Below are 21,228 nucleotides of genomic sequence, written 5' to 3'. Positions count from 1 at the left end.
AAACATCAGCCTGTTCTCTTCGGGGATCAGGACAAAGTATTAATAGAAGAATTATTCCAGTAAGCTCTGATTTTATTGAACAATGTTTTTCTGTCAATATGTAATAACTCAGCCGCTTTCGATTTATTAAAATTTACAGTTTCCAATACCGCTAAAATGGCATCGTACTCCGCCTTGGCAGTGATATGCCTGAGCCTCGTTTCTTTTATAGTGACCGCCGGATTTTCATTTTCTATTATTTTCAGGCGGTCGTCATCAGCATCATATAAGGTATTATCCATTAAACCGGTAATTTCAAACGGAAGTTCTTTTATACCAACAGTGCCTTTACCGGTTAATAATACAGCCCTGCGTATTACATTGCGCATTTCACGTAAATTACCAGGCCATGCATAAGCTGTAAATAGTTCCATTACTTTATTATCAAACCCGGTAATTGGTTTGTTCAATTCAGTTTTTGTTTTTTGAAGAAAAAATTCGGCAAACAATGGAATGTCTTCTTTACGTGAGCTGAGTGCAGGGATAGTTATGGCAAATTCATTGAAGCGGTAATAAAGATCTTCCCTGAATTTTCCGTTTTTATAGGCTTCCTGTAAATTTTCGTTGGATGCAACAATGATCCTGATATCCAAAACCATTTCCTTGTTATCGCCTACTCTTTTAAACCTTCTTTCCTGTATCACACGTAACAGAGAGGCCTGTATATTGTATGAAAGGTTTGCCACTTCATCCAAAAATAAAGTGCCGCCATTGGCCATTTCAAAATGGCCTGCTTTATCACTTACCGCACCTGTAAAGGAACCTTTAACATGGCCAAATAATTCGCTGCCCGCCAGTTCCCTGGATAATGTACCACAGTCTATGGCAATAAACGGCATGTGCTTCCTGTTACTTAAAGCGTGAATTGATTTTGCTATTACTTCTTTGCCGGTTCCGCTTTGTCCATACAGTATCACACTATAGTCAGTATTAGCAATCATCTCCACCTGGTGGTGCAATTTTACTGCAGCAGCAGATTGGCCTTTCAAAAACTGATCCGCTGCAAATTGACCGGCAGATGATGTAGGGGCTGCAACATTATTTTTTCCTGCTGCCAATTCTTTGCTGATATTGTTTAATACATTCAACAGCTCATCAGGCACCAGGGGTTTTGTAATATAATCAATTGCACCCGACCTGATAACATCTACTGCAGTTTTGATATCAGAATATCCGGTTATTATGATCACTATTGCATCAGGGTCAATCTTTTTTATTTTCTCCAATACTTCTTTACCTTCCATATCGCCAAGCCTGTAATCACAGATCACCATATCAAACTTTGCATGCCTGAATTTTTCTACACCCGCTTTGCCGCTATTGGCTTCTTCAGTTTCATAACCGTTCCTGGTAAGGTAACGGCTTAGCAGCAGGCTCATATCCAGGTCGTCATCAATAACTAAAATTTTTTTCTTCATACTCTTTTTTTGTAGGTACATAATGCATTATAAAAAGGGCAGCAGGTAACAAAGCAGTTTAAAACAACGGGATATACATAATACAAAAAACATGCCTTTTTGCAATAGAAAAAGATAGCGTAACAATAACATAACTGCCAGCCCGCAGATTTTTGAATTGCAATTGCTGCCATTATGCAGTAGTGGAAAAACATCCCCGTTTGCACGGCTTTCAGCTGTTGCAATAGTGGCATAATTAATGTTTGATGAGTTTATACAAGACCTGATTTTTTAATTAAAAATCATTACCATGAAAAAGAAAGTAAAAGGAAATCCGGAAATCAAAATAGCCCCTGGTAACGGGGATTTTCACGAACCTCCTTCAAAACTTTTAACCTTCTTTACAGATGAACTAAAAGATATTTATTGGGGAGAGATACAGCATGTAAAAGTGCTTACCCAAATGCTGGGTGCTGCAACTAATGAAGAACTTGAAAATGTTTTTTCATATCACCTGGAACAAACCGGGGAACAGGTTACAAGGCTGGAACAAATATTTAAAATTATGGGAGAAGAAATACAGGCAGGTAAGTGCGAGGCTATAGAAGGCCTTACCAGGGAGGTGGACACCATAATTGACGATACAGAAAACGGCACTGCAACAAGGGATGTTGGATTGATAGTGGCTGCACAAAAAATTGAGCATTATGAAATAGCCACATACGGAAGCCTGTTGCAACTTGCAGGAATATTGCAGATGGATGACGAATTAATAGAGCTACTTAAAATAACACTTGATGAAGAGAAAGAGGCAGATAAAGCATTGACACGGCTTGCAGAAAATAAAGTAAATCAGATGTCGCTGGAAGAAACGGAAGTTTAAAATATGTTGCATCAGGCAATGATACCAACAACCGGGTGATGATACCCGGTTGTTTTGTTAATTGATTGCCCCTGGTTTACGGAGTTTATTTTTTCTTATCCATTCTATCTTTATACATCATCACCATATCAAGATGATGCCGGAGTGCCGGCAACGCATTTTGAAACAGCGATTTTATTTCGGGGTCTTCGCATTCCTGTGAGCACCTTTCAAATTTACTTATAGCTTCTTTGTGGTCATTGATCAATCCGTCAACATAATCTTTGGTAAGGTCGGCCTGTTTTTTTTCTTTTAATCCTGCAAGCTTTTCCTCCTGAGTGGAATTAAGTTTGGCAGGCAGGGAGATTACTTTTTTACCAGCAAGGTCCTGTATCTGGGCATTCAATGCCTTGTGCCCGGCTATCATTGAATCGGCAATTGCTTTTATTTCTTTATTGGAAGATAGTTTTTCCACACTGTCCGATAAAGTTTTCTCGAATAAGCTATTGCTGAAAGCATCAGCCAAAGCTGTTGCATCTCTTACCGATGGACCGGTAAATTTTGCATCATTTTTTTCTTCAGCAACCTTATCAGGTTCTTTGTTGCTATTACTATTGCACGATAAAATACCTGCAGCAACAATGGCGAAAAAGCCATAGCGTGTTCTGCTAAAAAAATGAATTTTCATATTGTTGTTTTTAAATGATCAATCAGGTTACAGATTGCAAATGGAAAGAATCATGCCAGCCGGCGAATAGTATGCTTTAATTTAATCCGGGGTTCGTTGCAACTGTTTGCGGGCTTATTATTCCACAAGCGTGGAAATGTATACACAAGTATGTTAAGTGCAAAAAAAATTCAGTACGCAATTAGCTGAATAAAAAAGATGATTACCAGCTTTTAAATATTGGCAGCATTTTAGTTATCCTAACTAACAGAACAACTATTTTATCACCATAAAAAAATATCACATGACAACAGGAAAGTTAATGACAGGAATATTGGCGGCCGCTGCAGCCGGCGCAATTTTAGGTGTTTTGTTTGCACCAGATAAGGGATCAGAAACCAGGAAGAAGATCGGAAAGAAAGGTACTGATTTAAAAGACGTCGTAAAAAATGGCTTTGGCAAAATGTCTGACGCTATTGCTAATAAGTATGAAAGCATTAAAGAAGATACCGCAGACATGTTGCAAAAGGGAAGCGAAAGATTGAAAAATGCCTGAATAAAATAAATATAATTTGATACAGGACTATGGGGGCTATTAAAAACGGTTTGCAAAAGTGAAGGGAGAATTTCTCTCCCTTCACTAATAAGTTATCTTGTATTATACCAGGTGTTTTTTGCAGGCAAAGCTTTATCGGGTAGCCACTATAAGCGTTCCCTTCATACCGGGATGTATAGCGCAATGATAAGGATAAAGTCCTGGCTGACCGGCAGTAAAAGTAAAAGACCCCTGTGAGCTTATATTGCCGCTGTTAAAGCTGGTATTGTCATCTGACATTACAGAGTGCATATCCGCATCCATATTGGTCCAGGTGATCTTGCTTCCCGGCAAAACAGTTACAGACGCCGGTTGAAACTGCATTGATTGTATCGTTACCCTCGTAATATTGGAAGAATCTTCAGCTTCCGGTATACTGCTATTATTTTTTTTGCATGATGCTGTAGTGAGGATAAGTAGCCCTGCACAACAAATGGTACCAAGGGGTTTAAACGCTTTCATAAATTTTCTAATTACAGGTATAGAATTGAGTGTATGAATGCAATACCCATTAGCGTACCAAAATCCATACAAACACAATTATTAACAGTTTTTTCTTACTGCAGGTAATTAGTACTTCATGTGGCAATAAGTAAAAATGAGGCTTAGGAAAATGGTTGTAGTGCTAAATATTCATCGGTACAAGATAAAAAATTATAAGCCCTTCAGAAATGAAGGGCTTATTGTATCACTTTTTGTTAGTGATGGTTTTGTGCTTGCTTGTCCTGTCTCCCAATAATATTTTTATTTCATGGCTATTCCCTGGTACATTGTACAGGTTCAAACCACATGCCATTATTTTTTATACTGGCTGTTGACCAGGATGTGCTGTTACCGGGGTATCTTTTCCACAGTCCGGGGTGTGCCGGGATTTTAATTTCCCTTCTTCTGGTAACCTTCCAGGATTTTTATCATGCACTGTTCTTCCTTACTCAGTTGGGGGCCAACAGTTTTTTCTGCATCACAGGCGGGTAGTTTAAAATACTTCTCCAGTAACCCGCTTTGGTACATGTCAATAATTGCCGGATGCACATAATATTTCTTACACACGTTCCTGGTATTACCTAGCTGTTCAGCCACGGTATCCAGCACCGCAATAATATTTTTTTTACGGGCAGCAGCAGTTTCAGGAATTCCCAATTCTTTAAAACAAATGAAAGTATCAATAGTGCCTGCCCATGTTCTGAAATCCTTTGCCGTAAAATCAGCTTCTGTTAACTGTTTAATATACTCATTTACCATACCTGAATCAACAGGCTTTTTAATGCCGTTATCATCAAAATATTGAAACAGTTCCTTACCGGGAATTTCCCTGCATTGTTTAACCAGTGAGGCAAGTCTTTTGCTGCGAAGCCGGATACTGTGTTCAATGCCTTTTTTCCCTTTAAAAAAGAACCGTAGTTCGTTACCTGTTATGGACACATGCCTGGTTTTGAGTGTGGTTAAGCCAAATGAGCCATATACCTGCTCATAAAAATTATTGCCGATTCGGATATGTGTTTTCTCCATCAGCTTTACAATAAGTGCCATTACCTTTTCATGAGGTAATCCGGGTAATGCCAGGTCCTGTTCTACTTTCGATCGTATAGCAGGCAGGACTTTAGCAAATTGTATCATGTGGTGAAATTTTGTTTGGTTGCGTAAGACGTTCCAGGCAGGGTGGTATCTGTATTGCTTCCGCTTTTTGGCATCCAGGCCGGTTACTTGTAAATGGCCGTCGGGTGAAGCACATATCCATACTCCCTGCCAGGCCGGAGGTATTACCAGTGAAAGAATTCTGTTCAGGGTACTCTTATCCGTTATTTTTTTGCCTCTATGAAAATAGCTAAATCCTTTACCGGTTTTGCAGCGTGTAATGCCTGGTTGCGAATCATGCACGTAAAGCAGTTTAGCCGCAGCGGCTGTTTTTTCTCCATTCCCGATGATGGCGCTCAGCTTCTTTTCCGAAATAGCAATATGGGGTATTGCAGCTATTGACATTGGCCTAAATTGTATTGATAATGCAGCATTGCTGATTTTTTTTCCGGGCAGGTATTCAGGGAACTTTTTACTCAGCTCTTCTTTAATACTGATAACTGAATACTACCCACCCAAAAATATACTGCCCATAAATCATTCCGTTTTTAATAGGTATATTTTTATTTTAGAAAAGAAAAGTTGAGGGCAATAATGGGTACAAAATTCCGCAACACCTTACTGCAGGGCAATACAAAGGTTTTTTATATGCGTTTTATGCCTGCACATCATTTAAAAATGGCTGCATATTTTTTGGCATGATTCTTATTTTATACAAAGCAATGGATAGTCACTATTTTAAAAAAAGCAAAACGGCTGTATGATCATCAATATAAAAAATATGGTTTGTAAACGTTGTGAAATGATAGTCAATGACATTTTACGCCAGTTAAATATCGAAGGAAAATTTATATCAATGGGGCAGCTAATGTTAAAAAAGAATATTACGCATTATCAGATACGACAGTTGAACCTGGCGCTGAAAGAAACCGGGCTTGAAATTATTTTTGATAAGAAAAGCCTGCTGGTACAAAAAGTAAAGGATATTATCTATGAGATCATTTACTGCTGCGAAGAGCCGCTTCCTGTAAAGTTTTCCTATTACCTCAGCAGTCGCCTTCATTACAATTACACTTACCTTGCCAGTATCTTTTCGCAGGAAACCGGCTTAAGCATTGAACATTATATCATATTGCAAAAGATTGAAAAGGTTAAATCAATGCTGGTGATAGAAGATTTTATACTGAGTGAAATTGCTGCAAAAATGAACTATAGCAGTGTGGGCCATCTTTCTGCACAATTTAAAAAAGTAACCGGTTTAACTGCCAGCGATTATAAATCGCTGCAACTGCAAACGGCAATGTTGCAAACAGCTTAAAAGTAAATTGGCTTATTTATAAACCTGCCTTGTTAAACGGCGGATTTTTCTTCCTGCTTTTTTTATTGGTCTTATAATCCAGATGGTATCATTTCTGGCTTGTATCCGGAATTTAATTAAATAGGAGTGTTAACCTGAAAATTAGATTATGATGACAACGTTAACAGGGGTATTGGAAAAATTACGCCTTAGAAAGCAAGACAATGAATTTGAGGTTTCGGAAGAAGGTTTTAAAAGCCCGGCCGGAAAAATGTATCAACCTGATGATCTTACGATTATTGAAACATATCATTTTGAAGGTGAGTCTGATCCTTCAGACAATGCTATCTTATACCTTATAGAAACTAATGATGGATTGATCGGGTACAGCATTGATGCATACGGAGCGTATGCCAACGGTATGGAAAACTGGTATAGCGAATTTATTAAAAAGATACCGGCGGGAGAACGGGCGAAAGAAGAATAATTTTAATAAAAGAAAAATGCGGAAGATATTTTTACAGACAGTATTGTGACCATAATGGCAGTGTGATACAATAAAGCCTGGGATATAAATTAGTACTAAAGCTGTTTCAGATACAGGCAGAAAGGCCTGATAAAAATAATGGCTTGCCAATATTAATTCAACTGAAATACTATGAAGACGAATAAAACCATCCGGATCTTTTACGGATGGTTTTTTACTTAGGATAGCTGTATCAATACATTAAACGTTCCGGTAAAATAGAATTATCGCCGCAATTAATGGTGCTTGAAATATTGAACTTCCCTTTCGTGTTTTCTTGCAGCCTCAAGAGAATCGAAGGTGCCCAGGTTTCTCCTTTTACCTTCTTTACCCGTTTTCTTTTTTGAATATAACCGGTATTTACCGGATCTTAATTTACGTATCATCGGCAATTACATTTTAATATTTTCTGATCAGCCTGGCATTGCACATTAATAAATCTGCCAAGGCTCACTTTACATAAAAGCTACACTAAACCGGCTGATAAGCTTTCTCTAAAATATACTTGAGTTTATCCAGTACCGTTTTCCAGTTATCTTCAGCATGTGCTTTCATTTCATCATCGGGGATATTTTCCTGTGTAACCGTCAGCAAGGCTTTATTATCATTTTCAAATAAGCTGTAAGTAATAACTACATAATTTTCTGTTTTGTCGGGTATTCCTGACATCGAACTCCAGTAATTATACCTGAATAACCTTAATGGAATGATGTTTAAAATAGCCCCTTTATCCTGGTATTGTTGTCCATTCCATTCTCCGCTAAAAGTTATCGCATCGCCTACCTTCCATCCCGAAACGACATCAGTGCCAAAAAAATATTGTTTTATTAGTTGTGGCGTTGTTAACGCTTCCCAAACTTTTGCTATAGATGCATCGATCTCAATCACTGCCCTGGCTGTTCTGATATTTTTCATGGTACAATAGAGTTATAATGTAAGTAAATATGGTGTTTATTATTTTAAAATGAAGGCCTCGGGTTCCATGAAACACTTTCTATCCAGGCTTTTACCTGTTCCGTATCTCGTCCCATTTTTTTTGCAAGCCGTTCCAGCATCAGGTATTCTTTGCCTTCTTCATAAAAAAGGTCTTCATCAGTAATATCGCCATTCACTTCTTTCAGTAATTCTTTTACCTGCGGCCATGGAACTGCTAAATGTAATGTTGTATTGCCCATATTTAACCAAAACAATTTTTAAGCCAAGGTGGGACTGTAGTTACTGCATACGCTGTGATTGGCCGTGGCCAGGCGGCATTGTTTTTTTAGTTTGGGCATAAAATTGCAATAACATTGAAATGATAACACCGGTCTGGACAATACAAATTCAATGGTTGGTAACGCTGGCAATACCGGTGGCATGTATTTCATGGACAATAACGCATGAAGAAGTATTAAGGGAACCCAGGGAATATTGTATCAGGTTAAGTAAGGAAGGGAAGACGATGCTGACAAGAAAGTTTTTTTACCTTTTTACCTGCGAATATTGCTTTAGTCATTATGTAACCATTGCCCTGCTTTGGCTAAGTAATTTTAAACTATTGTTCAACGACTGGCGTGGATATATACTTGCAGGATTTTCTTTGGTATGGGTGGCAAATATTTATATGGCTATCTTCTCACTAATGAGGTTTGGAATTAAGAGAGAAAAAATTGACATTACCACAAAGGAAGAGCAGTTAAAAAACAGCCAGCAGTAAAATGAAATAAAGGTGTTGCATTTAATTCGTGCTGCGGTATATCATTTGCTCACTTTGTGGAATAAGCTCCGCATCGTGGTTTGAAAACGGATAAGAAATAAGCAAAATGCTATTGGCATACCCTTTGGATTTTTATTACTAAACCACTAACCATGCAACATCACCACGACTACAATTTCAATTTTCTGAAGCAAAAAATTAATGAAATTAAAATTGCACTTTTCAAAACAGAGGACATTACTAATGAACTTAACCTGCCCAATAACATCATTAATACGCTTAAAACAGATGACGATGGGGCAGTTTGGTTTTTTACTGCCTTTAAAGGGTATTATGAAATTACTAAGATGATGGACAAGCCGTTTTTTGCATATCTTGATTATTATAAGAAAGGATGTGATGGCCATTTACACCTTAGTGGAAAAGCTACTATAGTAAGTAAAGACTTTGGTTTTTTCAATATCAGTTATCCCGGCAGTAATTATGGTGTTGCCTTAATTAAAATGAAAATAGTGCATGCAGAATTTTATGAGAACAAAATACCAGCAAACGTTTCATGGTCACAAAAAGTAAAGTATGCCATCAATAACCTGTTTATTTCCCACCCAAGGGTATACAATTTTTCATAAAAATAAAACCAGTTATAAAGCGGTAACAGTAAATTAATAGCTATAAAAAACCCTTCGGTAACGAAGGGTTTTTACAGTGATCACCATTTTGTTTTTATCAAACCATTATGCTTCCATTTCTTCCAGCGACATTTGATTTACTTTATTCTCGGCAAGATCAGTCAGGTTCCTGTCGGCCTGTTTTTCTTCATCCAATGTTGTTCGCAGTAAATCAACAACGTCGGCCATGTCAAGCGTATTGGCAAGCTGCACAAGGCTACCATAAGTAGCTATTTCATAATGCTCAATTTTTTGTGCTGCCATTATCAGCCCTACATCCCTGGTAGAAGTGCCGTCCTCTGTATCGGCAATAATGGTTTCTCCTTCTTTAGTTAATCCTTCTATTGCTTCGCACTTTTGAGATACGGGCTTTTTTCCAATAAGATCAAACACCTGTTCCAGCCTGGTAACATGCTCTTTAGTTTGTTCGCAGTGATCGGCAAAAGCATTCTGAAGTTCTTCATTGGTAGCTGCTTTTTGCATTTTAGGTAAACTTTTTACCAGGTGCTTTTCTGCCCAGTAGATGTCCTTTAATTCTTCAATAAAAAAAGACTGTAGCCTTGATTGTGTTTCATCCGGCATTCCTGCTTTTTTAACGGTTGTTTTTTTCTGATTTTTGTCCATGATGATAGTTTTTAAAAATGTATTGTAATTGTTTGCTTAAAATAAAATGTGTTCATTTATTATGCCAGCATTACCGTACTTGAAATAGAATACAAAACGGGGATTTTATTTTTAATTGTAGAAAATTTACCGCTCAATAAGGCTAATTGTTTTCACGTATCATAATTAGGAGAATATAATTTGTGTTGGCACAATGTTTGTTTTTTATAATTCAGTTTCTAAATTACAGGGAGCCGTAATAAATAATAACAGGCATACCCTGCCCGGAACGGCCTGTGCTATCCGGGCAAAATTTAAAGAAACATGGAGGGGTTGGTAAACACTAACCTCTCTTTTATTTTTAATGAACAACCAGTTTGTAATATGCTGCCATTACAGATCAAATCAGCACGGTAGTAGCGACATCATAGTGTGAGCAAATAAAACTTTAGCCAAACGGGTAATTATAAAATGGGGAACAGATAAATTTTTTCATCACATTGGGAAAGTTAATACACGCCTTTCCTAATATAATCGCATTTTAAAAGCAATAAACCTGTTGGCGCAATATTTGAAATTAGTTTATTGGTTTTAAATAGGATATTGGATTTACGGGGCTGGATTTTTATCCGTGGCCCTTTTTTTATGACTTTTTAGATAGTTAACGGCAGAAACACAGGCATACTGAAAAATTTGATTGCCGCAAAGATCATGTAGCCTTTGCTCAGCAATGATCAATTACAAGCCTCATTTTTAGTGATTAAACATTAATTGGCAGCATAATTGTTATTGTAATAGTATCTTAAATAAAAAATAATCAAAGTGAATAACTTAACAACTGCCTCACCACATGATGCATTCATTATTGATGACGAGATGGATATTTGTTTTTTATTGAGCAGCGTACTCAGGCAAATGGAAATATCAGCAGAATGCGCCACAACATTACACGATGCTGCAATTGCACTTAAAGGAAAAGAACCCGGGATCATTTTCCTGGACAATTATTTACCCGATGGACTGGGCATTAATTTCATAAAACAAATTAAAACAGAACATCCCTTAAGTAAAATTGTAATGGTTACAGCACACGATACCCAGGCAGATAAAGAAAAAGCTATTAATGAAGGTGCTGATTATTTTATGGGCAAACCGTTTTCCCGTGATATGGTTAATAAAGTAATTGAAGCATGCTCTTAACGTATTTACGTAACCCGTGTGGAAATTTTTCCCCGTTTTTTTAGATCTGTCCCCGATTTTATTATCAGCGAGGCTACATTTCCCCTTACTATCTGCCACAAACACAAGCTTGTAGGAGCAATAGGGCTATAAAACAGCATTTCGGGTTGTTTTTTTATATAGGAATAATTATTGTGGTAAAAATACCGCACCCGGCTATAGGCAATAATGGCAGTCCGGGCTTAATCATCCTGTAGTTTGTAGTATTGTTTTACTTGAAGCACAGGATATGCCGTTTGTTTAATAGCCGTTTATCGCTGTAATAAAACCATTCTTAATTATGAGAAATCCTAAATTAAAGACCAGTAATGCTGCCAATGGAATTAAAGTAAGTAAAGCAGCAGGCTTCAGCATTCCAACGCTTAATGAAGTGCCCAAACCCAAAAGTAATGGCACTCACAAAAAAAAATCCATAACAAACAACGATTCCGGTACAACGGAAAATTTCAACAGCAGGCAATTACTGAAAGTATTGATGGAAGTGAAGAATGGCAACTTCTCCGTTCGCATGCCCATTGATGAAGTGGGGTTAAATGGCAAGATCTGCGATACCATGAATGAGATCATTACATTGAATGAACGGATGATGGTGGAATTTACCAAAGCCGGTAACATTATTGGTAAGCAGGGAAAACTTACCCAGCGTATTGAAGTGCCCAATGCCAAAGGATCATGGGGTACCGGTGTGGATTCCTTGAATACATTGATATCCGACCTGGTGCATCCCACTATTGAAATTGCACACGTGATCAGTTCTGTGGCCAAAGGAAATTTGTCGCAGGAAATGCCATTGGAAATTGGTGGCCATGCTCTTAAAGGCGAATTCTCACGCATTGCCAAAGAAGTAAATGACATGGTGAAACAGCTCAACCTTTTTTCCATGGAAGTAACCCGTGTGGCCCGTGAAGTAGGTAGCGAAGGAAAACTGGGCGGACAGGCGAAAGTAAAAGGTGTGGGTGGTGTATGGAAAGACCTTACCGATTCGGTAAATGGTATGGCCAGTAATTTAACTGACCAGGTAAGAAATATTGCAGAGGTTACCACGGCCGTTGCAAAAGGTGACCTTTCCAAAAAAATTACCGTGGATGTAAAAGGAGAGATCCTTGAATTAAAGAATACGATCAACACTATGGTGGACCAGTTGAACTCTTTCTCCTCAGAGGTAACCCGTGTGGCATTGGAAGTAGGTACCGAAGGTAAACTGGGTGGACAGGCACAGGTAAAAGGTGTTGCCGGAACATGGAAAGATCTAACGGACTCGGTTAACCAAATGGCGAGTAACCTTACGGGTCAGGTACGTAATATTGCAGAAGTAACCACTGCGGTGGCAAAAGGTGATTTATCAAGACAAATTACGGTGGACGTAAAAGGAGAGATATTGGAATTGAAAGATACGATCAATACCATGGTGGACCAGTTGAACTCCTTTTCTGCTGAAGTAACCCGTGTGGCCCGTGAAGTAGGTAGTGAAGGAAAACTGGGGGGGCAGGCAAAAGTAAAAGGTGTGGGTGGTGTATGGAAAGATCTGACAGACTCTGTAAACCAAATGGCGAGTAACCTTACGGGTCAGGTTCGTAATATTGCGGAGGTAACAACAGCAGTGGCAAAAGGTGATTTATCAAGAAAAATTACGGTGGATGTAAGAGGAGAAATTCTCGAATTAAAAAATACGATCAACACCATGGTGGATCAGTTAAACTCGTTTTCATCAGAGGTAACCCGTGTGGCACTGGAAGTAGGTACCGAAGGAAAACTGGGCGGGCAGGCGCAGGTAAAAGGTGTTGCCGGAACATGGAAAGATCTGACCGACTCTGTAAATGGTATGGCGAGTAACCTTACGGGCCAGGTAAGAAATATTGCGGAAGTAACCACAGCGGTGGCAAAAGGTGACTTATCAAGAAAAATTACGGTGGACGTAAAAGGAGAGATCCTCGAATTAAAAAATACGATCAACACCATGGTGGATCAGTTGAATTCATTCGGCTCGGAAGTAACCCGTGTGGCACGTGAAGTAGGTAGCGAAGGAAAACTGGGCGGACAAGCGCAGGTGCCCGGTGTTGCCGGTACATGGAAAGACCTGACAGACTCGGTAAATATTATGGCGGGTAACCTTACCAGTCAGGTACGTAATATTGCCGAGGTAACAACGGCGGTGGCAACTGGCGACTTGTCAAGAAAAATTGATGTGGATGTAAAAGGAGAGATCCTGGAATTAAAAAATACCATTAATACCATGGTGGAACAGTTGAGAAGTTTTGCATCGGAAGTAACCCGTGTGGCACGTGAGGTAGGTAGCGAAGGAAAACTGGGTGGACAGGCTGCGGTAAAAGATGTGGGTGGTGTATGGAAAGATCTTACCGATTCTGTAAACGGTATGGCGAGTAACTTAACTGACCAGGTGCGTAATATTGCTGAGGTAACAACTGCCGTGGCAAAAGGCGATCTGTCAAGAAAAATTACCGTGGATGTAAAGGGAGAGATACTGGAGTTGAAAGATACCATCAATACGATGGTGGATCAGTTGAACTCATTTGGATCTGAAGTAACCCGTGTGGCACGTGAAGTAGGTAGTGAAGGAAAACTGGGCGGGCAGGCCGAAGTAACAGGTGTTGCGGGCACATGGAAAGACCTTACCGACTCTGTAAATAAAATGGCGAGTAACCTTACCAGTCAGGTACGTAATATTGCCGAGGTAACAACGGCTGTTGCTAATGGTGATTTATCAAGAAAAATTGGCGTGGATGTAAAAGGTGAGATATTGGAATTGAAAAACACCATCAACACCATGGTGGACCAGTTACGTGGTTTTGCATCGGAAGTAACCCGTGTGGCGAGAGAGGTAGGTACAGAAGGTAAATTAGGCGGACAGGCAAACGTACCCGGTGTAGCGGGCACATGGAAAGATCTTACCGACTCTGTAAACCAGATGGCCGGTAACCTAACCGCACAGGTAAGAAATATTGCCGAGGTGGCCATTGCGGTGGCAAATGGTGATATGAGTAAAAAAATTACCGTGGATGTACGTGGAGAAATTTTGCAGTTGAAAGAAACACTCAACACCATGGTGGACCAGCTACGTGCCTTTGCATCTGAAGTAACCCGTGTGGCACGTGAAGTAGGTACCGATGGTAAACTCGGGGGACAGGCGTTTGTACCCGGTGTTGCAGGCACATGGAAAGATCTTACCGACTCAGTAAACCAGATGACGGGTAACCTTACCGCACAGGTGCGTAACATTGCCGAAGTAACAAAAGCGGTAGCATCAGGCGACCTTTCTAAAACAGTGGCCATTGATGTTAAAGGAGAAATTCTTGATCTGAAAAATACCATCAATACCATGGTGGAACAGTTAAACTCATTTGCGTTTGAGGTAACCCGTGTGGCACGGGAAGTAGGTACCGAAGGTAAACTGGGCGGACAGGCAGAAGTAAAAGGTGTTGCAGGCACTTGGAAAGATCTGACAGACTCTGTGAACATGATGGCATCCAACCTTACCAACCAGGTACGTGGTATTGCAAAAGTGGTAACGGCAGTGGCTACCGGAAATTTAAAACAAAAATTAGCCATTGTTTCCCGGGGCGAAGTGGCGCAATTGATTGATACCATTAATGAAATGATAGATACGCTGGCCTTATTTGCCGACCAGGTAACTACTGTTGCCCGGGAAGTGGGTGTGGACGGGCAGTTGGGCGGACAGGCAAGTGTACCCGGTGCATCAGGTATATGGAAGAACCTTACAGAAAACGTAAACCAGCTGGCACAAAACCTTACCACACAGGTGCGTTCAATTTCTGAAGTGGCATCGGCGGTAACAAAGGGCGACCTTACGAGAACGATAAGGGTAGAAGCAAAAGGTGAGGTAGAGGCATTGAAAGATACTATCAACCAGATGATCGCTAACCTTAAAGAAACCACTTTGCTCAACCAGGAACAGGACTGGTTAAAATCTAACCTTGCAAAATTTACACAGATGTTGCAGGGGCAAAGGGATCTTAAAACAGTTACGCAACGTATTCTTTCGGAGCTGGCGCAAGTGGTTACGGCACACTGGGGCGCATTCTATGTATTAAAACAAGGCGAAGAAACACAGGATGTAAAGCTTAGCCTGTTCTCAGCATACGGGTATAAATCAGAAAAGAATATTCCTACAGAATTCGCTATAGGCGAAGGTTTGGTAGGGCAGGTGGCTTTTGAAAAAGAAAGGATCATACTTTCCAAAGTGCCTGCCAATTATATCAAGATCAATTCAGGATTAGGAAAAGCACATCCATCCAATCTTATCATCCTGCCCGTATTGTTTGAAAATAAAGTGAAAGCAGTTATTGAATTAGCCTCATTAGATATTTTCAGCCAGACGCATCTAGACTTTTTAAGCCAGTTAACAGAAAGTATCGGTATTGTGCTTAACACGATAGAAGCCAACTCACGTACAGAAGAATTACTGGAACAATCACAATCACTGGCCGGCGAATTGAAATTGCAACAGGAAGAATTGAGCCGTACCAATGATGAATTGCAGGATAAAGCATTGCTGCTGGTAAAGCAAAAAAATGAAGTGGAAGAAAAGAACCGTGAAGTGGAAGAGGCCAGGCGTTCACTGGAAGAAAAAGCAGAACAGCTTACACTTACTTCCAAATACAAATCAGAATTTCTTGCCAATATGTCGCACGAGTTAAGAACGCCGCTGAACAGCTTACTTATTCTTGCACAGCAGTTGTACGAAAATGCAGAAGGTAACCTTAATGAAAAACAGATACGGTATGCAAAAACCATTCACTCCTGCGGGGATGATCTTATACAACTGATCAACGACATTCTTGATCTTTCAAAGATCGAATCCGGTTTCATATCTGCAAACATATCACCGGTTCGTTTTACAGAAATCGCCTCATTTGTGGAAACTACATTCAAACCACTATCAGAAGCCAAACACTTGCGCTTTACCATTGAAACAGATACCCAGCTGCCGCTTACAATGGAAACTGACCTGCAGCGTTTAAACCAGATTTTGAAAAACCTGTTGTCAAACTCATTTAAGTTTACCGAAAAGGGAGAAGTGAAATTAAAAATATACGAAGCAAAAAAGAACTGGAAACAGGGTAATATTAACCTGGACGAGGCAAAAAGAGTGGTAGCATTTGCTATAAGTGATACCGGTATTGGTATCCCACAGGAAAAGCAAAACATCATTTTTGAAGCCTTTCAACAGGCAGAAGGGTCTACCAGCCGTAAGTACGGCGGTACCGGCTTAGGATTATCCATCAGCCGTGGTCTGGCAGAGTTGTTAGGCGGTAGTATCGAACTGGAAAGTAACTTATCGCAGGGCAGCACCTTTACCTTATTCCTGCCCGTGGAAAGCATATCAGGTATTGTGTCAAAAGAAGCATCAGATAGTTTAAATGCATTGCACCAATTCAGCCTGGGCGAAAATAAAGGAGAAATAGATTCGTTGTTACATTCTATTCGTGCAACCAGTGGCGTTAGTGATTCTAAAAATCTTAACATCGTTAACGAAATGATCAATGATACAGGCGATGACAGAACCAATATTGTGCCCGGCGATGATGTGTTGCTTATTGTGGAAGATGACCTGCGTTTTGCAAAGATCATGATAGAAAAGGCTCACCTGAATAATATGAAGGCCATTGTGGCTATCAGTTATATTGAAGTGTTCGATTTTATCAACCGGTTTATGCCACAGGCGATAACGCTTGATGTAAAACTGCCTGATACCAGTGGCTGGAAAGTGTTGGATATGCTTAAGAACGATCTTAATTACAGGCATATCCCGATTTACCTGGTATCGGGAGAAGAGAACAGGGCATTGGCCATGAAACGGGGGGCAAGAGATTTTTTATTAAAGCCACTGGATAATGAATCGTTAAATGAACTTTTTGAGGATATCTCTTATGTAAGTAAAAAAGGGGCGAAAAATATACTGCTGGTAGAAGATAATGAAATTGATTCTTCGCAAATGGCAAAGATGATCAGTTTCAGCAATGTAAATATCGTAATTGCCCCCACCGGTAAAAAAGCCATTGAACAATTAAGTAATAAGGATTTTGACAGTGTGATACTGGATTACACATTACCCGATATTTCGGGAGCCGACCTCATCAATAAGGTGGAAGAATTAAAGAAAAGGTTAACGCCGGTCATTATCTACTCTGCAAAGGATTTTAATAAGGCGGAACTGAGCCATATCAACCGAACTTCCAACACCATTTTGCTTAAAGGCGTAAACTCATTGGAAAATCTTCTTGAAGAAATAATTGTGCACCTGCACATGAACCATAAGGAATTACCGCCGGAAAAGCAACGGGTAATTGAAGGCATACGCATAAAAAATGATATACTAACGGGAAGGAATATACTGGTGGTAGATGATGATGTGCGGAATTTATTTGCTTTAACAACCGTGTTTGAACGCTATAATATTAATACCATTACAGCAGAAAGCGGTAAAGAAGCTATTGAAATGATCAGCAACGAAGAGCTGAAAGTAGAGATGGTATTAATGGATATAATGATGCCTGAAATGGACGGGTACGAAACGATACAAAAAATAAGAAGAGAACATAAGAACAGCACGTTGCCGATTATAGCTGTTACGGCTAAAGCTATGAAGGGCGACCGTCAGAAATGTATTGAGGCGGGAGCATCCGATTATATTACTAAGCCTTTAAAAATTGACCAGCTGCTTTCTTTAATGCGCATTTGGTTCTATAAATAATATTCATGAAAAAGAAGATATTGTTAGTCGACGACAGGGAAGATAACCTGCTCTCTATGGAGACGATACTGGAGCCCGACGGATACGAACTGGTAAAGGCAGGCTCGGGAAGGCAGGCATTAAAGATATTGCTGGCCGAATTTGATTTTGCATTGATACTGATGGATGTAAAAATGCCCAACCTGAGTGGTTTTGAAACAGCAGAACTGATCTATGAAAGGGAAAAACTGAAACATATCCCAATTGTTTTTATTACCGCCAATACCTATGGCGAAGAGAATATGTTTAAAGGGTATCGTATGGGGGCGGTAGACTATATCTATAAGCCCATTAATCCTGAAATGCTGAGGACCAAGGTATCGGTGTTTATTGAACTATATACCAAAAATCATCAGCTGATAGCCCATGAACAAAAATTACTGGCCATTAATAAAAGCCTTGAAAATGAGATCAACGAAAGAAAAATGTCGGAGGCAAAAGCTATTGAGCTTAACCAGAAGCTGCTTGAAAATATAGATCATCTTGAAGCAGCCAATAAAGACCTGGACCGCTTTGCCTTTATGTCATCACACGATCTGCAGGAGCCATTGCGCAAGATCAGGACCTTCAGCGACCTGCTATACTCCAAATACAAAGATGTGCTTGATGATGAGGCCGTGCGGTATATCAGCCGGATGCAAAAATCGGCCGAGCGGATGCAGGCATTAATAAAAGATATACTCGAATTTTCAAAAGTTTCCAATGATAAAAATGGTTTTATCAATACCGATCTGAATATTCTTGTAGAAGAGGTGCTTTCCGAAATGGAACCAACGGTACAGGAAAAGAAAGCCACCTTCAATATTAAACAACTACCTTCTTTAGATGTAAACCCGGGGCTGATGAGGCCGCTTTTTTCTAATTTGATCAGCAACGCTTTAAAGTACCGTAAAAAAGATATTGACCCTGTGATTGATATTTATGCCGAACAGGAAAATGGCACTGGGGCAAACGCCTCACGCAACCGGCAATTCTGGCGTATATACGTTACCGATAATGGTATTGGTTTTGACCAGAAATATGCCGAACAGATATTTGATATGTTTGTACGGCTGCATGGCAACAGCGAATACGAAGGCACCGGTATTGGCCTGGCTTTATGCAAGCAGATAGTGGAAAAGCACCAGGGCTTTATATCGGCCCTTAGTAAAGAAAATGAAGGGGCCACTTTTATTATTTCATTTCCGGCTAATTAAAACGGCCAATTAAAGAGATAAATTATGAATTCATTGCCAGTTCGAATATTGATAGTGGATGATGATGAGGATGATTATTTTATCATCAGGGAATTTATATCTAAAATTGAAGGCCAGCAGTTTGTTATAGACTGGTGCCATGTGTACAATGATGCTGCCCGGTTAATTTGCCAGGGTAAATACGACCTGTATTTTATCGATTACCGGTTAGGGGCTCAAACCGGGCTGGAGCTGATACAGGAATCGATAAAAAACAATTGCGAAGAGCCTCTTATTTTACTTACGGGTAACGGTAACCGAAAAATAGATATGGAAGCTATGGAATCAGGCGCATGGGATTACCTGGTAAAAGGAGAATTAAATACGGAGAAACTGGAGCGTTGTATAAGATATTCGCTGGAAAGAAATTCTTCGTTAAAAGCCCTTAAAAGCAGCGAAAGGAAATTCCGGAATATTTTTGAAAAATCAAAAGATATTGTGTTTATAGCCGATGAAGAATTGCTGTTTACTGAAGTAAATAATACATCGTTTACATTACTGGATTACGACAGGGAAGAATTGCTTTCGAAAAGCCTGTACAGCCTTCTTGCCAACGAAAATGATGCCTTGTTCATAAAGGAAAAACTGGCTGCAACGGGGGGCATACTTGATAAAGAAGTGGAATTAACCGGCAAAAATGCCGAAAAGAAGCAATGTATACTTACACTTTCACGTGAGACGGATATTACAGGCAATACCTATATACAAGGCATCATACACGACATTACAACTTTAAAGAAAGCGGAAAAAGCCAATTTAATGGTAGAGAAACTAAATATGGCCAGCAGAATGGTAAGGGTAATTGCACATGAAGTGCGGAACCCTTTGAATATAATTATGTTGTCTGCCGAGCAGCTGGAGCTTCCTTTAGATAACGGAGAATCTAAAATATGCCTCGAGATAATTCAGCGGAATAGCAAAAGGATAGAAGGGCTTATCTCTGAATTACTCAATTCATCAAGACCCCGCCAGGTATTTGTTGAAAAAAAATCTCTGCAATCCGTTATTGACGAAAGTCTTGAATCTGCCATAGACAGGATAAAACTCAGGAATATAACACTACACCGGCACTATCCTGATACCCCCGCATGGATAATGGCAGATAAAGAAAAATTAAAGATCGCTTTTCTTAACATTATTATTAACGCAATAGAAGCCATGGAGGAAAACGAAGGGGAATTAATTATCACTGTAAAAAATAATGGCCAGCAGTACATGGTAACTATAGAAGATAATGGCTGTGGTATAAGTGAAGAAAATATACCCCGCCTTTTTGAGCCCTATTTTACATCCAAACAAAATGGTATGGGGTTGGGGTTGTCTTCAACACTTAATATTCTTCAATCGCACAGTGTTTCTCTCGATGTGCAATCGCAGCTTAACAAAGGCACGGTTTTTACCTTGTTTTTTAGTGTGGCCGATTAATAAGGGGCACAGTATTTTTACTATCATACAAAACAGGTAGTAATTACCGACGGGAAAATATTTTTTTTTTGGAGTTTCTTATTACCTTTAATTAAAACATAAGAACCCTTAAAACTATCTGTGGAAGCAAGTAAAATTTTTTTCATTGCGGACGATGATCCGGATGACCGGGAATTATTTATTGAAGCATTGCATGGGATAGATGAATTTTGTAAGTGCATAATTGCTTTTGATGGCGAAGAAGCACTCTCAAAACTTATTAATGAAATGGTTCACCTGCCGGATTTTATTTTCTTAGATCTTAATATGCCCAGGATAAATGGTAAGGAATGCCTTTCCAGGATAAAAAATAACCATAAGCTAAAACATATTCCTGTAATAATTTATTCCACCTCGGCCGAAAAAAAAGATATAGAGGAAACTCTTCAATTGGGCGCCGCCTTTTTTTTACAAAAGCCTAACCGGTTTGATGAACTGTTACGGGCATTGCATAACATTATTGCAAAAGACTGGAACTAATGTTCCCTTTTATTTTTCTCAACCCTTAAAATAATGGTCGTTCAGCAATGCATAAGAATGCAATTGGAAATGTGGCGTTCATCATTCATTACCGGTAGCCGGTCGAATGCCCG

At 39.5% G+C, this 21,228-nt stretch carries 19 protein-coding genes; 11 read left to right on the top strand and 8 right to left on the bottom strand.

Going from position 1 to position 21,228, the window contains the following annotated elements; genetic code table 11:
- Positions 1 to 26 precede the first annotated feature (26 nt).
- Positions 27 to 1,457: a sigma-54-dependent transcriptional regulator gene (locus ACYVM0_RS05535; protein WP_460553708.1), complete on the bottom strand. Its 1,431-nt coding sequence runs from the start codon at positions 1,455 to 1,457 to the stop codon at positions 27 to 29.
- Between the two features lie 289 nt (positions 1,458 to 1,746).
- On the opposite strand from ACYVM0_RS05535, the gene ACYVM0_RS05530 reads away from it, so the two are divergent.
- Entirely contained in the window at positions 1,747 to 2,319 is a 573-nt protein-coding gene (locus ACYVM0_RS05530; RefSeq protein WP_460553705.1) for a ferritin-like domain-containing protein, read from the top strand.
- A gap of 85 nt (positions 2,320 to 2,404) precedes the next feature.
- On the opposite strand, the gene ACYVM0_RS05525 is transcribed toward ACYVM0_RS05530, so the two are convergent.
- Positions 2,405 to 2,986: a DUF4142 domain-containing protein gene (locus ACYVM0_RS05525; RefSeq protein WP_460553702.1), complete on the bottom strand. Its 582-nt coding sequence runs from the start codon at positions 2,984 to 2,986 to the stop codon at positions 2,405 to 2,407.
- A 283-nt stretch (positions 2,987 to 3,269) separates the two neighbouring features.
- Here ACYVM0_RS05525 and ACYVM0_RS05520 point away from each other — a divergent pair, with 283 nt between their 5' ends.
- Positions 3,270 to 3,521 carry a YtxH domain-containing protein gene (locus ACYVM0_RS05520; protein ID WP_460553699.1) on the top strand — a complete coding sequence of 84 codons (252 nt, stop codon included), beginning with the start codon at positions 3,270 to 3,272 and terminating at the stop codon, positions 3,519 to 3,521.
- A gap of 132 nt (positions 3,522 to 3,653) precedes the next feature.
- On the opposite strand, the gene ACYVM0_RS05515 is transcribed toward ACYVM0_RS05520, so the two are convergent.
- Together ACYVM0_RS05515 and ACYVM0_RS05510 are read right to left on the bottom strand one after the other, a co-directional pair.
- Positions 3,654 to 4,022: a cupredoxin domain-containing protein gene (locus tag ACYVM0_RS05515; RefSeq protein WP_460553696.1), complete on the bottom strand. Its 369-nt coding sequence runs from the start codon at positions 4,020 to 4,022 to the stop codon at positions 3,654 to 3,656.
- 411 nt (positions 4,023 to 4,433) lie between these two features.
- Positions 4,434 to 5,540: a DNA topoisomerase IB gene (locus ACYVM0_RS05510; RefSeq protein WP_460553692.1), complete on the bottom strand. Its 1,107-nt coding sequence runs from the start codon at positions 5,538 to 5,540 to the stop codon at positions 4,434 to 4,436.
- 355 nt (positions 5,541 to 5,895) lie between these two features.
- Between ACYVM0_RS05510 and ACYVM0_RS05505 the strand changes: the two genes are divergently transcribed.
- Positions 5,896 to 6,453, top strand: coding sequence for a helix-turn-helix domain-containing protein (locus tag ACYVM0_RS05505; protein ID WP_460553690.1), 558 nt, complete (start codon positions 5,896 to 5,898; stop codon positions 6,451 to 6,453).
- Positions 6,454 to 6,601: 148 nt separating this feature from the next.
- Positions 6,602 to 6,919 (top strand): hypothetical protein, encoded by a 318-nt coding sequence (locus ACYVM0_RS05500; protein ID WP_460553687.1) that lies wholly within the window; start codon positions 6,602 to 6,604, stop codon positions 6,917 to 6,919.
- 275 nt (positions 6,920 to 7,194) lie between these two features.
- Here the strand turns inward: ACYVM0_RS05500 and ACYVM0_RS05495 are convergent, their stop codons facing one another.
- The 3 genes from ACYVM0_RS05495 to ACYVM0_RS05485 form a co-directional block, all read right to left on the bottom strand.
- On the bottom strand, positions 7,195 to 7,344 hold the full coding sequence (locus tag ACYVM0_RS05495) for a hypothetical protein (protein ID WP_460553684.1): 150 nt from the start codon (positions 7,342 to 7,344) through the stop codon (positions 7,195 to 7,197).
- Between the two features lie 85 nt (positions 7,345 to 7,429).
- Positions 7,430 to 7,873 carry an SRPBCC family protein gene (locus tag ACYVM0_RS05490; protein ID WP_460553681.1) on the bottom strand — a complete coding sequence of 148 codons (444 nt, stop codon included), beginning with the start codon at positions 7,871 to 7,873 and terminating at the stop codon, positions 7,430 to 7,432.
- A 44-nt stretch (positions 7,874 to 7,917) separates the two neighbouring features.
- A complete protein-coding gene (locus ACYVM0_RS05485; RefSeq protein WP_460553679.1) occupies positions 7,918 to 8,133 on the bottom strand; it encodes a hypothetical protein in 216 nt (71 codons plus the stop codon).
- A gap of 119 nt (positions 8,134 to 8,252) precedes the next feature.
- On the opposite strand from ACYVM0_RS05485, the gene ACYVM0_RS05480 reads away from it, so the two are divergent.
- Together ACYVM0_RS05480 and ACYVM0_RS05475 are read left to right on the top strand one after the other, a co-directional pair.
- Entirely contained in the window at positions 8,253 to 8,654 is a 402-nt protein-coding gene (locus ACYVM0_RS05480) for a hypothetical protein (RefSeq protein WP_460553676.1), read from the top strand.
- Between the two features lie 152 nt (positions 8,655 to 8,806).
- Positions 8,807 to 9,283 carry a hypothetical protein gene (locus tag ACYVM0_RS05475; protein WP_460553673.1) on the top strand — a complete coding sequence of 159 codons (477 nt, stop codon included), beginning with the start codon at positions 8,807 to 8,809 and terminating at the stop codon, positions 9,281 to 9,283.
- Between the two features lie 105 nt (positions 9,284 to 9,388).
- Here ACYVM0_RS05475 and ACYVM0_RS05470 read toward each other — a convergent pair whose 3' ends face one another.
- Complete coding sequence (locus ACYVM0_RS05470) at positions 9,389 to 9,946, bottom strand: YciE/YciF ferroxidase family protein (RefSeq protein WP_460553670.1); 558 nt, start codon at positions 9,944 to 9,946, stop codon at positions 9,389 to 9,391.
- 801 nt (positions 9,947 to 10,747) lie between these two features.
- On the opposite strand from ACYVM0_RS05470, the gene ACYVM0_RS05465 reads away from it, so the two are divergent.
- The 5 genes from ACYVM0_RS05465 (at position 10,748) to ACYVM0_RS05445 (ending at position 21,115) form a co-directional block, all read left to right on the top strand.
- The gene (locus ACYVM0_RS05465) at positions 10,748 to 11,125 is read left to right on the top strand and encodes a DNA-binding transcriptional response regulator (RefSeq protein WP_460553667.1); all 378 of its coding nucleotides are present in this window, start codon (positions 10,748 to 10,750) and stop codon (positions 11,123 to 11,125) included.
- 319 nt (positions 11,126 to 11,444) lie between these two features.
- A complete protein-coding gene (locus tag ACYVM0_RS05460) occupies positions 11,445 to 17,897 on the top strand; it encodes a HAMP domain-containing protein (RefSeq protein WP_460553664.1) in 6,453 nt (2,150 codons plus the stop codon).
- 5 nt (positions 17,898 to 17,902) lie between these two features.
- A complete protein-coding gene (locus tag ACYVM0_RS05455; protein WP_460553661.1) occupies positions 17,903 to 19,132 on the top strand; it encodes a response regulator in 1,230 nt (409 codons plus the stop codon).
- A 24-nt stretch (positions 19,133 to 19,156) separates the two neighbouring features.
- Positions 19,157 to 20,596 carry an ATP-binding response regulator gene (locus ACYVM0_RS05450; protein WP_460553658.1) on the top strand — a complete coding sequence of 480 codons (1,440 nt, stop codon included), beginning with the start codon at positions 19,157 to 19,159 and terminating at the stop codon, positions 20,594 to 20,596.
- A 120-nt stretch (positions 20,597 to 20,716) separates the two neighbouring features.
- Positions 20,717 to 21,115 carry a response regulator gene (locus ACYVM0_RS05445; RefSeq protein WP_460553655.1) on the top strand — a complete coding sequence of 133 codons (399 nt, stop codon included), beginning with the start codon at positions 20,717 to 20,719 and terminating at the stop codon, positions 21,113 to 21,115.
- Positions 21,116 to 21,228 lie beyond the last annotated feature (113 nt).

The organism is Ferruginibacter profundus (assembly GCF_054783275.1).
The sequence above is the reverse complement of the archived record's forward strand: the minus strand, read 5'-3'. Positions and strand labels throughout refer to the sequence as shown.